Genomic DNA, 13,836 nt, shown 5'->3' with positions numbered 1-13,836 from the left:
TCACCGACATGGGGGTCACTATGTAAGAAAGGCTAAGACATTAATGTTATCTTAGCCTTTCTTCATATTTGTCGTTTAATTCATGATTAACGTGTTGTGCCACGGTATTGAATTTTATGTGGCAAAATCACATTTGGATTCTCAATATCTTCGTTATTCATATATTTCGTTAACAGACGCATCCCTACCGCACCGATATCATATAAAGGTTGAATGACACTTGATAATTGTGGTCTCACCATTTCAACTAAACGTGTGTTGTTGAAGCTCACCACTTGAATGTCTTTCGGTACTTCCAAACCATGATCTAACGCACCGTGAACAATACCAATGGCTTGTTCGTCACTTATAGATAAGACTGCATCTGGTTGATAGTGACTTAACTTTTCATATGCGCGTAAACCATCTTTATACGTTTCATTACCGACATATAGTAAATGTTCATCGACCGCGAGCTGATGTTGTTCTAACACTTCTTTAAGGCCCTCATAAACATCTTCTTGAGCCTTTTTAGAATAGCCACCACCAACGAAAGCAAACTTTTTAGAACCTGTTTTAACTAATTGCGCTGTTACTTCTTTACTTGCTTGCACGAAATCAATGTTAACAGATGCAATACCGTCGTCCTTACCATTTGTTCCTGATACGACAACAGGAATGGACGCACGGCTAATTTGTTCTTTGATCTCATCCGTCAGTGTGCCACCAAGGAAAATGATACCATCAACTTGTTTACTTAATAAATTGTTAAAGATTTCTTTTTCTTTCTCAGGATCATCATCCGAATTAGAAATAATTGTATGATATTTATACATCGTCGCAATATCTTCTAATCCTCGTGCCAATTGTGAGTAGTAGATGTTAGAAATATCCGGAATAATTACACCTACAGTCGTTGTTTTTTTACTTGCTAACCCTCTTGCTACAGCATTTGGACGATAGTTTAAACGTTTGATTACTTCATTTACTTTATCTCTTGTTTCGGGTTTCACGTTTTGATTACCATTCACTACACGTGATACCGTCGCCATCGACACTCTTGCTTCTCTCGCCACATCATAAATGGTTACAGTCATAATCGTTCCTCCTAGAAAACGCTTTATTTAGTATTATAATAAGTTTTCATATCATTTTCAAAGTGTATCATAATTTTAGCGACCAAAACATCTAAAACGCTTTCTTGTCATTGATTTGTCAAATTTATATCAAACATGATTATTAGCAAGTTCATTTTAAATAATTATAAGAGATACAAATGATGAGTTCAGTGCATATGAAGAAATAACTACTTGATGACTTTCAAAGTTGGTGCAATTAAAGTCTGTAAACGGAATGTCGTACGATTGAAAATCATATCACTGCAATTTTACACATAAAACAGCCTCAATTTTAATCAGCCAATCAAATGTCACGCTTATTTTTCTACATAGCAATAGACAAATAAAAAGGACAAGCCCCTACACACATTGTAGGATTTTGCCCTTTTTACAATCAACTTATTATTTCAATTTTTTCTCATTGTACATATCAGCTAAAGGTTTAATCACATTGTAGAAGTCATTGAACTCGTTTAAGTCCATTTGTTGACCACTATCACTTAAAGCGACTGCAGGTTCTGGATGTACTTCTGCCATGACGCCGTCCGCCCCTACTGCAAGTGCTGCTTTCGCTGCTGGTAACATAATGTCTTTGCGACCTGTACTGTGTGTTACATCTACCATCACTGGTAAATGCGTCCCTTGTTTTAAAATTGGTACTGCTGAAATATCTAATGTGTTACGCGTCGCTTTTTCGTAAGTTCGAATGCCACGTTCACATAAAATAATATTTTGGTTACCTTCTGATGCAATGTATTCTGCAGCGTATACAAACTCTTCAATCGTTGCAGATAAACCACGTTTTAATAAAATCGGTTTACGTGTACGACCTGCTTCTTTTAATAATTCGAAGTTTTGCATGTTACGCGCACCAATTTGGAAAACATCCAAGTATTGATCAGCAAGTTCAAAGTCGTTTGGATGAACAATCTCACTCACAACATTGAGGTCATATTTATCTTTCATTTGTTTAAGTATTTTTAATCCTTCTTCACCTAAACCTTGGAAATCATATGGTGATGTACGTGGTTTGAATGCGCCGCCACGGATAAATTTTTCGCCTTTCGCTTTCAAGTCTTTAGCCACTGCATCGATTTGGTCATAAGATTCAACCGAACATGGACCGAAGACGAACGATTTTTGGCCTTCACCAATAATGCCGCCGTTTTCAAAGTGTACAATTGTATCCTCAGGTTTTAACTTACGTGAGACATACAAATGTTTTTCATTATCTGATTTTTGTAAATCTGTTGAGGCTTTAAAAATTTCTTTAAACAGTTGTTTAATCACATTATCATTAAATGGGCCTTGGTTTTTATCAATCAGCGTGTTGAGCATTTCTTTTTCTCGTTGAGGATCATAAATTACAGTGCTTTGTTTGCGTTTTTCCTCACCGATTTTTTGCGCTAACTCACCTCGTTTTGATAATAAGTCCAAAATTTGATCATTAATGTCTTCAATCTGTTTTCTGTACGTTTCTAATTTACTTGTCATCATTTTTCACCCCAACCATTTTTCTAACTTGCTTTAAAGCAGTAAAATTTAAAAGTAGATATTGAGTATACTAACAATAATATGTAGCAATTTCAACCTTTTGCGCTTATTTTGGTTAAATTATTTTTCTAGTATGCTATAAAATGTAAAGTATCCATTGTCATATGTCAATGAACAGAAACTTTGTTGTTTAATTCTCACAGTATACATTTTGAAAATTGCGATAACTTGAAGTTGTAAAAAATTGAGCTTGTGAGATCATTTATCGCTCACAAGCCCAATGAGATATTAAGTCATCATTTTATCATTCACTTCACGATTAATCGTTAAATGTATGCTTTTCTACTTTTTGATTTGTTTTTTTCGCTTTTTCCGTTACTTTTTTACTGCTAGTTGTTTTCTTAGATGACGTTGCTTTTTTGGCAGTTGAAGTGCTGTTTAATTTTGACGTTGAAGCTGATGTTTCAGTTTTGTTAGCTGTTGGTTGATTGTTTGTAGCTTTTGAAGCACCCTGTTGTGACGTTGATGTTGTTGCTGTTGTCGCACCTTGACGATCGTGCGTAATCACACCGTTTTCAAATATCGCTTCACTGTGGGAATTTTTTGGTACTGTTGCACTTGATTCTGCTTTTACAGCGCCGACTGTTTTTCCTTGGTCGTCCACTTGTGCATTCGTACTTTGTCCTTTGTCTTGTAAGCGGTCCGAATCGACTTCACTGCGAATGGCGCGCTGTTGTGCTTGGACTGTGCTGTCTTGAGTTGACTGCGCTTCAGATTCACCTTTATCATTCACTGTTACGTTGGCCACTTTACCACGCGCAGACGTATCTTGCAAACGGTCTGAATCAACTTCATTTTGAATCGCGCGTTGTTGTGCAGCGACTGTACTGTGCTCTGTTGATGGTGTTGATGCTTCAGTCTCTTGTTGTTTTTGAGATTGTCTTTGTTTTGCAGCTTGAGCCAAACCTGTTGCCGTTACAGCTGAAGTCGTTGATGTTGCAACGGTTGTTTCTGATGTCGATGATTCACGTGGTGTTTGACCTTCTAATCGATCTGAGTCCACTTCATTACGAATGGCGCGTTGTTGTGCTGACAATTCATCAGCTGTCGGTTCGTCCGTTGATGTTTTTGATTCTTCTCTAACACGGCGCGCTTGCGCTTTTAATGCTTCTGCTTTACGGATTGCTTCTTCCTTAAGTGCAGAAGATGACTCAGCATTTACTGTTTGTTGTGAACTTTTACGACGTTGTTGTGCAGAACCTGGTTTTAAAATTAATCCTAATGCACTCCCTAAAACGGCGCCAGCAACAAAGCCAAATACAAAGTCTAAAGGCTTATATCCTGGCTCGTACTGGGGAACTTCATAACTTTCTAAACCTTTCGTATATAAATCGCGGTTATATTTTTCCATCTTTTATTTGCGCCTCCTATAATAAATGCACTTAAATCAAGTATGAAAACTCATTTAAGTGCATTCTGTTTAAAGCTTATTTAACATGACAACACTTATTTTGAATCTGTGTCATTCAATGTTGTGTATTTTGTGTTGACATCACTCGGATTTGTTGCGAAATCGTTAATGTTTTTGTTTTCATATTGGTTGTTGACTAATTCTTCATTAGATAAAGGTTGACCATTATGGCTTGCATTACGATTTGCATCAGCTGCTACGTTGTTCGTTTTATATGCTGCACTACCGCGACGGCTTTTTCTATTTTGCCATTTGTCAGCGATTTCCATTGCAACGTTAGACCATTGAACAACTTGAGAAATTTTATCTTCATTTTGAGAAATGTTATGTGTGATTGAGTGTGTTACTCGATCAACAGAACCATTTAATGTTTGTACTGAATCACCAATACCTTTAACCGCATCTACAACAGAGTTTAAGCGATTGGCTTTGTCTTGAACGTCTTCAGTTAAACGATTCGCTTTGTGTAGCAAGTCTGTTGACTCACGTGTAATCCCTTGAATCTGACCTTCCACACCATCAAGTGTTTTAGCCACATGATCCAAGTTCTTTTTAACAGAAACCAATACAGCAACGATGCCAATTGCTAAAATAAGAAAAGCAATTGCTGCGATGATTCCCGCGATAGGTAAAATCCATTCCATTCCTAAACGCCTCCTAATTGACTTAAAATAATATGCTATTTATTTTAATTAAATACCCAAGCTATGTGAACTCAAACATTAAAACTGCTGTTCAACACCAATTTTTTCCATGTATGCTTTAAGAATTTTTTGAATATCTCCCGCACCCATGAATAAAAGTACAGCGTTGTCATGTTTTTGCAGTTGTTCCACGCTGTCTTCATCAATCAAATGCGCACCATCGACTAATTTTAATAAATCATTAATAGACAACTCGCCTTGATTTTCACGAATTGAACCAAAAATATCACAGAGATACGTTTGATCAGCAAGGTTTAATACATCTGCAAACTCTTGTAAAAATGCTTTCGTTCTTGAGAAAGTATGTGGTTGAAAAATGGCCACTACTTCTTTATTTGGATATTTTTTTCTAGCTGTCTCAATTGTAGCACTAATTTCCCTCGGATGGTGTGCATAATCATCAACCAATACTTGATTTTGAGCAAATGTTTCATTAAAGCGACGTTTCACACCACCAAAAGTGATTAATGCTTCTTTAATGTTATCAATATTTAAGTTTTCAAGATAACTAATCGTTAATACGGCTAATGCATTCAAAATATTATGATCCCCATATTGTGGTGAAACAAAATGGCCATAGAATTCGCCTTTAACATAGACATCAAATTCTGTACCGCGACCTGTCACTTCAATATTTTGCGCATAAACATCCATCGACGTATCGAAACCATAGTAATACACCGGAATATCTACATCGATATTTTTAACGTATGGATCATCGCCCCATGCAATAATCGCTTTTTTGACATTTTTCGCCATCCCTTGGAATGCATTGATGACATCATCTACATCTTTAAAGTAGTCTGGATGGTCGAAATCAATGTTCGTAATAATGGCATAATCCGGTGAATAGCTTAAAAAGTGACGTCGATATTCACACGCTTCAAATGCAAAATATTCACTTTGCGGCAAGCCCATGCCCGTTCCATCACCAATTAAGAAGGATGTCTTTTTATCTCCATTCATGACATGAGAAAGTAGCCCTGTTGTCGAGGTTTTACCGTGGGCGCCTGTCACTGCCACAGAAACATATTCATTAATCACTTCACTTAAAAAATCATGATAGCGAATCACTTTTAATCCGAGTTCATGTGCGCGAGCGATTTCTTCATGTGTATCTTTGAAGGCATTACCTTGAATGATCGTTAGCCCTTCTTTAATATTGTCCGCATCAAAAGGTAAAATTTGAATCCCTTTATTTTTTAATGCAATTTCAGTAAAAACGTACTGGTCGATGTCTGAACCTTGAACTTCATAACCAAGATCATAAATAATCTGTGCTAATGAGCTCATACCAGCACCTTTAATACCAACAAAATGGTATCGTGTCATTGTGTCATCGCTCCTTTCTCTATTTCCATTAAAGCTCACTTAATTCCGACTCTGTCAAATAAACATCACGTGGTTTAGAACCATTTGCCCCTGAGATATAACCTAATTGTTCGAGTTGATCAATAATGCGCGCTGCACGGTTATAGCCAATTTGGAAATGGCGTTGAATTAATGACGTTGAAATGTGCTGTTCTCTCACCATAAACTGGCACACTTCATCAAAGAGTTCATCTCTGCTCGGTGCATCATTTTTTTCTAGCAACTCTTTTTCTTGGAATAAGTATTCTGGCTCACGTTGCGCACGTATGAATTCTACAACTTGATCAATTTCTTCATCTGATACAAATGTGCCTTGTACCCTAATCGGTTTGTTCATACCACTTCCTAAATACAGCATGTCACCATAACCAAGTAAACGTTCAGCACCGCCACTATCCAGTATTGTTCTAGAGTCCACACTAGATGATACCATAAATGCAATACGAGTTGGAATATTTGCTTTAATTAATCCTGTGATGACGTTCACTGATGGACGTTGTGTCGCAACGAGCATATGAATACCACAAGCACGTGCCTTTTGAGCTAAGCGCGCGATGGATTGTTCAACATCTTGTGGTGCCATCATCATCAGGTCAGCCAATTCATCAATCACGATGACAATTTTTGGAATCCGTTGATCGTAACTGACTTTGTTATTAAATGCAGAAATGTTACGAACGTGGTGATGTGCAAACAATTTAAAACGGCGCTCCATTTCATCAACAGCCCATTTCAAACTTTGTGTAGCAGCTTTCACATCAGTAATGACAGGCGCAACTAAATGTGGCAAACCATTATACGGTGCAAGTTCTACCATTTTAGGGTCAATAAGTAACAGTCTCAGCTCTTCTGGATGATTGCGATACAATAATGAAATTAAAATACTATTGATCGATACAGATTTTCCTGAACCTGTCGCACCTGCAATTAAAGCGTGTGGTGTTTTCGCAATATCCATCAACAATGGTTCATTATTAATACGATTCCCCATCGCCACTGTCAGTTTAGATTCCGCATTTTTGAACGCTGAGTGACTTAAAATGGAACTAATATTCACTTTTGTCGTATGTGGGTTTGGCACTTCAATACCGACTAAACTTGTACCTGGAATCGGTGCTTCGATACGAATATCTTTTGCTGCTAGTGCCATCTTAATATCGTCTTGCAATGCAGTAATACGTGAAACTTTGACGCCACGTTCTACCGACAATTCAAAACGCGTCACACTTGGTCCTTCGACAACATTCACGACTTCTGCAGGTACATTAAAGTAGTAGAATGCGTTGTTCAACTCTTCTTTTTTCTCAGCAATCCAATTTTCATCTTGTTCATGTTCTTCAGGTGCTTCGAGCAAATCAAGACTCGGTAACTTCAAGTTTGGACCACGACGAATCGTCTTCACTTCTTGCTGTGACTGTGGCTGCTGACTGCCTTCTGTTTGTGTTTCGTTATGTACATGTTCCGCTGCCATTTGAGATGATGACTGTTGTTCAACAGGTTGTACAGGACGCACCGGTTGCTCAGGTGCTGTTGGTGTAGGTTGCACTTTTACACCCTCTTTTTTCGCCTGTTGTTGACGCGACATCAGTCTCTTTTTATCTGAAGGTGTCATGACGACGTTAAACGGTTTGCTTCCTTTTCGAATCGGTACTTTATACGGTTTCGGTTGTTCAGTTTGTTGGGAGGCTTTAGGCGCTTCAGACGGTTGTTCCACTGTTACCCTATCGTCCTGTGATGGTTCGACCTCTTCAGCTGTTTTTTCATAAGTTTGTTTAGATTGTACAAGTTCTGGTTTCAACTCAGGTTCAAGTTTCGGCATCCCGTCAGCCTGTTGTCCTGGTTGTTCGTTTATATCATTATCGTGTACAGGTGTATCTACTGCATCACCGTCATCCGCATTATCGACCTGTTCATTATCTGTTTCATCATTATCTGTTTCATCATTATCTGTCTCATCGCTGTCCAATTCATCATGTGATGCATCATCTTCAACTTCAACGACTTCAAACTCAATATCCGATACGTCAGTTTCAGCTTTGTCCGCTGTGATTTCATCTGACGTTGTTGTATACGCATGAGTATCTCGATATTGTTGTACATCATCCACTTGAGAAGATTGCGACACATTGTCAAGTGGCACTTCTTCAATATCAAAGTTATTTTTAGTAGCCTCTTCATTTGTGAACGTATCATTATCATCACCATTTTCAGCCTCAACGTCCGATAAATCGACCTCTTCATATTCGAAGTCAGACGTCAATGTAGACGCATCATCATTTTGTTCAGTTGTTACATCTACTGTCTCTTCATTGTATCCTTCCTCAGAAATGGGTTCATCAACCGACTCAGCATATTGATCACCTAACAATTGACGTGCTTGCGCAGAATACATTTCATCAATCGCTTTTTGAATATTAGGATTCGCATGTTGTTCATAAGATTCTCGTTTCTTTTTAAGCGCCTCTTTGAAGTTTTTCTTCTGCAACATTTTCTTTTCACGTTCTCGACGTATCTCTTCTACAATTTGAGAAGCATAAATATTGTCGATATGAATGGTGTTTTGACGGCGTGCCGGTGATTTTGATGTTCCTGCCCGTTGTGATGTTTGGTTTTGTGTCGTTGTTGACTGTACTTGTGGTGTTGATTTTTGGGCTGCACGTTCATTCTTTTGCGACTGAGGCATGGCTTTACGTGCTCCAGGTGGTTGATTCAATCCACTGTTTTTAATTTTTTTCGGTTGTTTCGTACCAAAAATAGCAGACGGTACTTCACTCGCTTGAAATGGTTTTTGATGATAATTCGGTTTAACAACATCATTATCAATATGACGTTTTGCTTTTTTTGAACGTTGTGTAGATTGCGCAGCGAAAGTATAGTCGTTCTGATGAGAATGACTGTACGTTGAATTAGAACCACGTGTCTGTTGTTTTTCATAATAATGCGCTTGTTGTACACCACGATGTCGACGATGTTGACGATCAACCGTAAAGGAAGGACGTCGCTCATGTGGTTTTGTATGCATAGTCACATCATGTGCTTGTGTCGCGTCTGTTTGTTGCTGCTGACGTTCCACCGTTTCGTCATGCATCTCAATCGGAAAACGAAACTTCCCACGCGGGCGTTGATAAACATCTTGACTTTGTTGAACGAAAGACGCATGTTTCTCTTCGCGTGTTGCTTCACTTTTTCTTCTTCGTGTTGAACGTTGTGACGATTGGTCTTTATCATCCTCACCAAATAATTGATCAAACCAGCTCATTTAATTTCACAACCTTCCTCTATTCGTCAAAAAATGGTTGACCTACTTGATAATGATCGTCTAATACCATAATGCCTTTCTCTTGTGGCGCATTCGGTAAATTCAACTCTTTCATTGAACATACCATCCCACTTGAAGGCACACCTCTTAATTCAGCATCTTTAATAATCATTCCACTTGGCATCACCGCACCTACTTTTGCGACAACGACCTTTTGACCTTGATCAATATTAGGTGCACCACAAACAATTTGTAATGTTTCAGTACCGACATCCACTTGAACAATACTTAATTTGTCCGCATTCGGATGTTTTTCTTTCGATTGAACATAACCTATGACAAATTTTGGTGACAAGTCTGCCTCAATTTGATAATCAAGGTCAGTGCTATCAATCATTTTTTGAATTTCTGCAAGCAACGTCTCCGTCAATTTAATATGCCCAACACCATCAATATTTAAATGATTTGTCGCTTCAAATAAATTAAAACCTACAATTTTTTGATTCTCTTTAATAGCGACGACATCACCATGACGTTCATATTCAAACGGTCCTTCACCTTGTTCAAATTGTAAAAATGCCACATTTCCTACACCAGTTGGATTAAAAAACAAATTCATCTTCATTACTCCTCATTGTTATTGTTAATATCTTTCGTTGCTCGCAAATGATGGACAACGTTCGGATTTTCATTCGGTTTTTGTTTGTTGTTTTTACCTAAAATGAATATCGGTTCGAAATGACCGTTCTCATAGGCAAAAGAGAGTGAAGTAATCGGAACAAGCCCTTGTGCGAAAAACTCCATCGTCATATGTGCCATAATATCGTAACCTGTTTTATTACGAATATCTGCAATTAGCAATACATCTTGATGAGGGACCGCAACAAGCATCTCTCCTTCACACCGTTCTTCAAATTCAGCCAACAATTTCGCATTCATGATACGACTTGCATCATAGCCATCGTTTTTATTAATGAAATAAAAAATGTTCCCTTTGACTTCATCCGTCGTAAATGAATTATCTAATTTTCTAACATTAAACATCGCCATTTCTTTCAGTTGTTGCTGGGACAAATTTAAAGACTGCATTAAATCTTCATCAATCAAGCGATATGACTTGCCAAGATCGAGTGCATAATACACGCGTGTTTCAGCAGTATGAGGTTCAGTAATAAACGCCTTCCCCTCTTTCGTCTGTTGATCAAAACTTGTCGCACGAATCACAGGCATGACACGAATTTCATCTAATGTCTTATGTGCTTCATCTTTCATTTGTTGAATCGTTTCTTCTACATAATAAATAATCTCATCAACAATATTTTCTTGCCCTTTATTGTATTTGGCAACAACTGGCGAAAGTTTAACAGTGATCCCTTTATGATTATCTTGTCGATAAATTCTTAATGATTCTTCGTCGCGATTAAATTGATAATCGACGTCTAAATGTGTTAATCGCGATTTGATTAAGTCTCTCATTTTAAAGACATTCATGTTTTCACTCCTAATTGCACGCCTTATATTAGTTTACAATAAATATACCCTTAGGACTAGAAAAAAACCATGTCCTAAGGGTTAAAATCTCATTAAAATTGACTGAGAAATGTGTCAATCTGTTCAATTGTTTTTCTTTCTTTACCAATGTATGAACCGACTTGTTGTCCATTTTGATATACGAGGAAGCTTGGAATGCCCATAATATCGTGTTCAATCGCTAAATCGATAAATTCATCACGGTCGACTTTCACGAATTTAAACTGTGCATATTTCTCCTCTAACTCAGGCAATCCTGGTTCAATGACACGACAGTCACCACACCAATTTGCGCTAAATAAAAATACTGTATTCTCATTGGCAAAGTCTTTAAATTGTTGTTCGCTTTCTAATTGAATCATCTTCGTCACTCCTATTGATATTGTAATTGTTCTATCGTTTCAAGATTTAATGTTTGAATGGATGCCGTTAACCATGTTTTTGCTGCTTGATAATCTCGAATATCAAACACAGCATCCGTACTATGAATATAGCGTGCACATACACCGATGACAGCTGTAGGAACACCGATATTCGCTTTATGAATGGCACCACCATCAGTACCGCCTGGTGAAATGTAATGTTGATACGCAACACCATGCCGTAACGCAACATTTTGTAAAAATGATTTAAATGCCGGTTTTAACAACATCGTCCCATCTTTAATACGCAATAATGCCCCTTCTCCGAGCACACCTGATAAACCTTGGCGACCTTTCATGTCATTAGCGGGGGAACAGTCCACAACGAATGCTACATCCGGATCCACTAGACGCGCTGCCGCTTCTGCCCCACGGAGACCGACTTCTTCCTGAACATTCGCACCGACGTATAAATCAAAGTCTAATGTCACATCTTTTAACTGTTCTAACAACTCTAATGCAATCACACAACCATAACGATTATCCCAAGCCTTCGCAGCATAGCGATACTCCGACAATTGCAACAGTTCTGTATGAGGTACGATCGCATCTCCAATTTGAATACCTCTGTTATATACAGCGTCAGCATCACTTTCTCCGATATCGAGGAGCAAGTCTTCAATGCGTGGCGCTTGTTCCTGACCACTTCTAAAATGTTTTGGGATATTCGCAACAACACCAACGATTTCTTCACCTTGTTGCGTCATAATTTTTAAACGTTGACCTTGCCAAATATCGTTTGCAACACCCCCAAGTGCCGTAAACTTGATAAAGCCTTGTGATGTCACCTCAGTAATCATAAAGCCGATTTCGTCCATATGTGCCGCCACCATGACACGTTTTGCATTCGGCTTACCACTTTTTTTTACGCCATAAAAACCACCCATACGATCATCTACAAACGTATCTACGTATGGTGCCATCATTTTTTTCATATATTCACGGACATGCTGTTCAAAGTTAGGAGCACCATGCATTTCCGTTAATGTTTTGATTTTATCTATTGTATTATTCGACATGACACACACTCCTCTGAATTTTTATTCTCTTTACTTAGTATATCATCTTTGTTGTGGTAAACTATAATTAAGTCTTCAACAAGGAGATGTGGAAAATGATATCGAAAAAAAACTGGCCTTTATTGATTCCCATTTTAATCCTTAGCCTTTTAACCGGAAGTTATTTTTACGTGCTGAATATGAACAAACAAAAATACATATCAGCAGATAAAGTTATCCAATCTGTGAAGGGCTATTTCAGACATGTCACAGGTTCTTATATTTTGTATGAACCAACGACATATCGTAAATTCGGTATTGAATATGAGGTTTATAAAGGCGGCATCACTGCTGAGCGACACGGAAAAACATTTAACTATGAATTTATTGCAGATGCATATAATGGCCAAATCATTGATATTATAGAAATCTAACGTTGCTCATCTCAAAGGTGAACCCGCATAATCACATGCACAGTGATATGTGGGTTCACTTTCTTTTTATTCAACATGCTCACGTAAAATTGACGCTTCGACACTTTTTAAGTCTTGGCTCAATTTCGCCGCAAAATGTTGGACATCGTGATAAAACAAAAACCAATATTGATGTGCGACATAATAACGTGTGAGTCGCTCTTTTTCACGAATAGATTGCATCGGATAATCATCATAAGCAGAGACCCATAATGGATTGCGATGTGCAGTCGTACTTAAAATATCCGCCATATGCACAGCTTTTTTACCTTCACTTTCAATCTCAATGACAGCATGACCGAAACTATGGCCACCTGTATGCTTCATTTTAATTCCTGGATAAGGCTCAATGGCATCTTCAAATAGAATCAATTTCGCTTCATATGATCCTCTGTTGATTGGCCAATACGTCGCTTGACTTCGAATATTAGGTGCGATAAATTCATGCCATTCATCTTGTTGAACATAGTGCCACGCATTCGGAAATTGCGCTTGACCATTTGCATCTGTTAACCCTGTCGCATGATCAAAATGCATATGCGTCATCAATACGATATCGATATCGTCACGTGTTAGAGAGAATTGTGCGAGTGAAGCATCAATGTCCGATTCATAGCGTACCCCATAATTTCGCAATTGCTTCTCGGTTAATTTTCCATTACCAATCCCAGCATCGATTAAAATATTTTTATCTTCAGTTCGAATCAGAATTGGGGAAGTCGTCAACGGGACTTGGTTCTTATCATTCACTGGATATTGACGTTCCCATAACGGTTTAGGGACAACCCCAAAAATCGCCCCACCGTCCATCTGAGTGAATCCTCCGTTTAATGGATCAATTTGAAACTTGCCTAATTGCATAGTGAACACCTCAATTTCATTTTACGCATTTCCATTATCAACGAAAGCTTAGCCCAGTTTCAACTCTCAGCACTCATAAGATTGGGACATGGAAAAGTTTAAGTTTCGATTCATTCATAGATTTATAATTCATTAATGATTTTAAAACTGTCGGAA

The 13,836-nt window shown here is 38.0% G+C and carries 12 protein-coding genes; 1 reads left to right on the top strand and 11 read right to left on the bottom strand.

Going from position 1 to position 13,836, the window contains the following annotated elements:
• Window positions 1-86: 86 nt before the first annotated feature.
• From ccpA to EL101_RS06015, 10 genes are all read right to left on the bottom strand, one after another.
• A complete protein-coding gene (gene ccpA / locus EL101_RS06060; protein ID WP_096596762.1) occupies window positions 87-1,076 on the bottom strand; it encodes a catabolite control protein A in 990 nt (329 codons plus the stop codon).
• Window positions 1,077-1,499: 423 nt separating this feature from the next.
• Window positions 1,500-2,591: a bifunctional 3-deoxy-7-phosphoheptulonate synthase/chorismate mutase gene (locus EL101_RS06055; protein ID WP_096542093.1), complete on the bottom strand. Its 1,092-nt coding sequence runs from the start codon at window positions 2,589-2,591 to the stop codon at window positions 1,500-1,502.
• Between the two features lie 319 nt (window positions 2,592-2,910).
• Window positions 2,911-4,002 (bottom strand): hypothetical protein, encoded by a 1,092-nt coding sequence (locus tag EL101_RS06050; protein WP_096596760.1) that lies wholly within the window; start codon window positions 4,000-4,002, stop codon window positions 2,911-2,913.
• 95 nt (window positions 4,003-4,097) lie between these two features.
• Complete coding sequence (locus EL101_RS06045) at window positions 4,098-4,706, bottom strand: DUF948 domain-containing protein (protein WP_019165040.1); 609 nt, start codon at window positions 4,704-4,706, stop codon at window positions 4,098-4,100.
• Between the two features lie 78 nt (window positions 4,707-4,784).
• Complete coding sequence (gene murC, locus EL101_RS06040; protein ID WP_096596758.1) at window positions 4,785-6,098, bottom strand: UDP-N-acetylmuramate--L-alanine ligase; 1,314 nt, start codon at window positions 6,096-6,098, stop codon at window positions 4,785-4,787.
• A gap of 28 nt (window positions 6,099-6,126) precedes the next feature.
• Entirely contained in the window at window positions 6,127-9,396 is a 3,270-nt protein-coding gene (locus EL101_RS06035) for a DNA translocase FtsK (protein WP_096596753.1), read from the bottom strand.
• Between the two features lie 19 nt (window positions 9,397-9,415).
• Entirely contained in the window at window positions 9,416-10,015 is a 600-nt protein-coding gene (ytpR, locus tag EL101_RS06030) for a YtpR family tRNA-binding protein (protein WP_096596751.1), read from the bottom strand.
• Window positions 10,016-10,020: 5 nt separating this feature from the next.
• On the bottom strand, window positions 10,021-10,887 hold the full coding sequence (locus EL101_RS06025) for a DUF1444 domain-containing protein (RefSeq protein ID WP_019165036.1): 867 nt from the start codon (window positions 10,885-10,887) through the stop codon (window positions 10,021-10,023).
• Window positions 10,888-10,979: 92 nt separating this feature from the next.
• A complete protein-coding gene (locus tag EL101_RS06020; protein WP_096542083.1) occupies window positions 10,980-11,288 on the bottom strand; it encodes a thioredoxin family protein in 309 nt (102 codons plus the stop codon).
• An 11-nt stretch (window positions 11,289-11,299) separates the two neighbouring features.
• A complete protein-coding gene (locus EL101_RS06015) occupies window positions 11,300-12,367 on the bottom strand; it encodes a M42 family metallopeptidase (RefSeq protein WP_096596747.1) in 1,068 nt (355 codons plus the stop codon).
• Between the two features lie 95 nt (window positions 12,368-12,462).
• On the opposite strand from EL101_RS06015, the gene EL101_RS06010 reads away from it, so the two are divergent.
• Window positions 12,463-12,780 carry a hypothetical protein gene (locus EL101_RS06010; RefSeq protein ID WP_096596745.1) on the top strand — a complete coding sequence of 106 codons (318 nt, stop codon included), beginning with the start codon at window positions 12,463-12,465 and terminating at the stop codon, window positions 12,778-12,780.
• A gap of 66 nt (window positions 12,781-12,846) precedes the next feature.
• On the opposite strand, the gene EL101_RS06005 is transcribed toward EL101_RS06010, so the two are convergent.
• Window positions 12,847-13,680 (bottom strand): YtnP family quorum-quenching lactonase, encoded by an 834-nt coding sequence (locus EL101_RS06005; RefSeq protein WP_096596743.1) that lies wholly within the window; start codon window positions 13,678-13,680, stop codon window positions 12,847-12,849.
• Window positions 13,681-13,836 lie beyond the last annotated feature (156 nt).

Source organism: Staphylococcus delphini (assembly GCF_900636325.1).
GTDB lineage: Bacteria > Bacillota > Bacilli > Staphylococcales > Staphylococcaceae > Staphylococcus > Staphylococcus delphini.
This window is presented reverse-complemented; position numbering and strand designations above follow the sequence as displayed.

Coding starts and splice junctions, on each gene's coding strand:
- ccpA (WP_096596762.1), bottom strand. CDS start 1,076: ATGACTGTAACCATTTATGATGTGGCGAGAGAAGCAAGAGTGTCGATG.
- EL101_RS06055 (WP_096542093.1), bottom strand. CDS start 2,591: ATGACAAGTAAATTAGAAACGTACAGAAAACAGATTGAAGACATTAAT.
- EL101_RS06050 (WP_096596760.1), bottom strand. CDS start 4,002: ATGGAAAAATATAACCGCGATTTATATACGAAAGGTTTAGAAAGTTAT.
- EL101_RS06045 (WP_019165040.1), bottom strand. CDS start 4,706: ATGGAATGGATTTTACCTATCGCGGGAATCATCGCAGCAATTGCTTTT.
- murC (WP_096596758.1), bottom strand. CDS start 6,098: ATGACACGATACCATTTTGTTGGTATTAAAGGTGCTGGTATGAGCTCA.
- EL101_RS06035 (WP_096596753.1), bottom strand. CDS start 9,396: ATGAGCTGGTTTGATCAATTATTTGGTGAGGATGATAAAGACCAATCG.
- ytpR (WP_096596751.1), bottom strand. CDS start 10,015: ATGAATTTGTTTTTTAATCCAACTGGTGTAGGAAATGTGGCATTTTTA.
- EL101_RS06025 (WP_019165036.1), bottom strand. CDS start 10,887: ATGAATGTCTTTAAAATGAGAGACTTAATCAAATCGCGATTAACACAT.
- EL101_RS06020 (WP_096542083.1), bottom strand. CDS start 11,288: ATGATTCAATTAGAAAGCGAACAACAATTTAAAGACTTTGCCAATGAG.
- EL101_RS06015 (WP_096596747.1), bottom strand. CDS start 12,367: ATGTCGAATAATACAATAGATAAAATCAAAACATTAACGGAAATGCAT.
- EL101_RS06010 (WP_096596745.1), top strand. CDS start 12,463: ATGATATCGAAAAAAAACTGGCCTTTATTGATTCCCATTTTAATCCTT.
- EL101_RS06005 (WP_096596743.1), bottom strand. CDS start 13,680: ATGCAATTAGGCAAGTTTCAAATTGATCCATTAAACGGAGGATTCACT.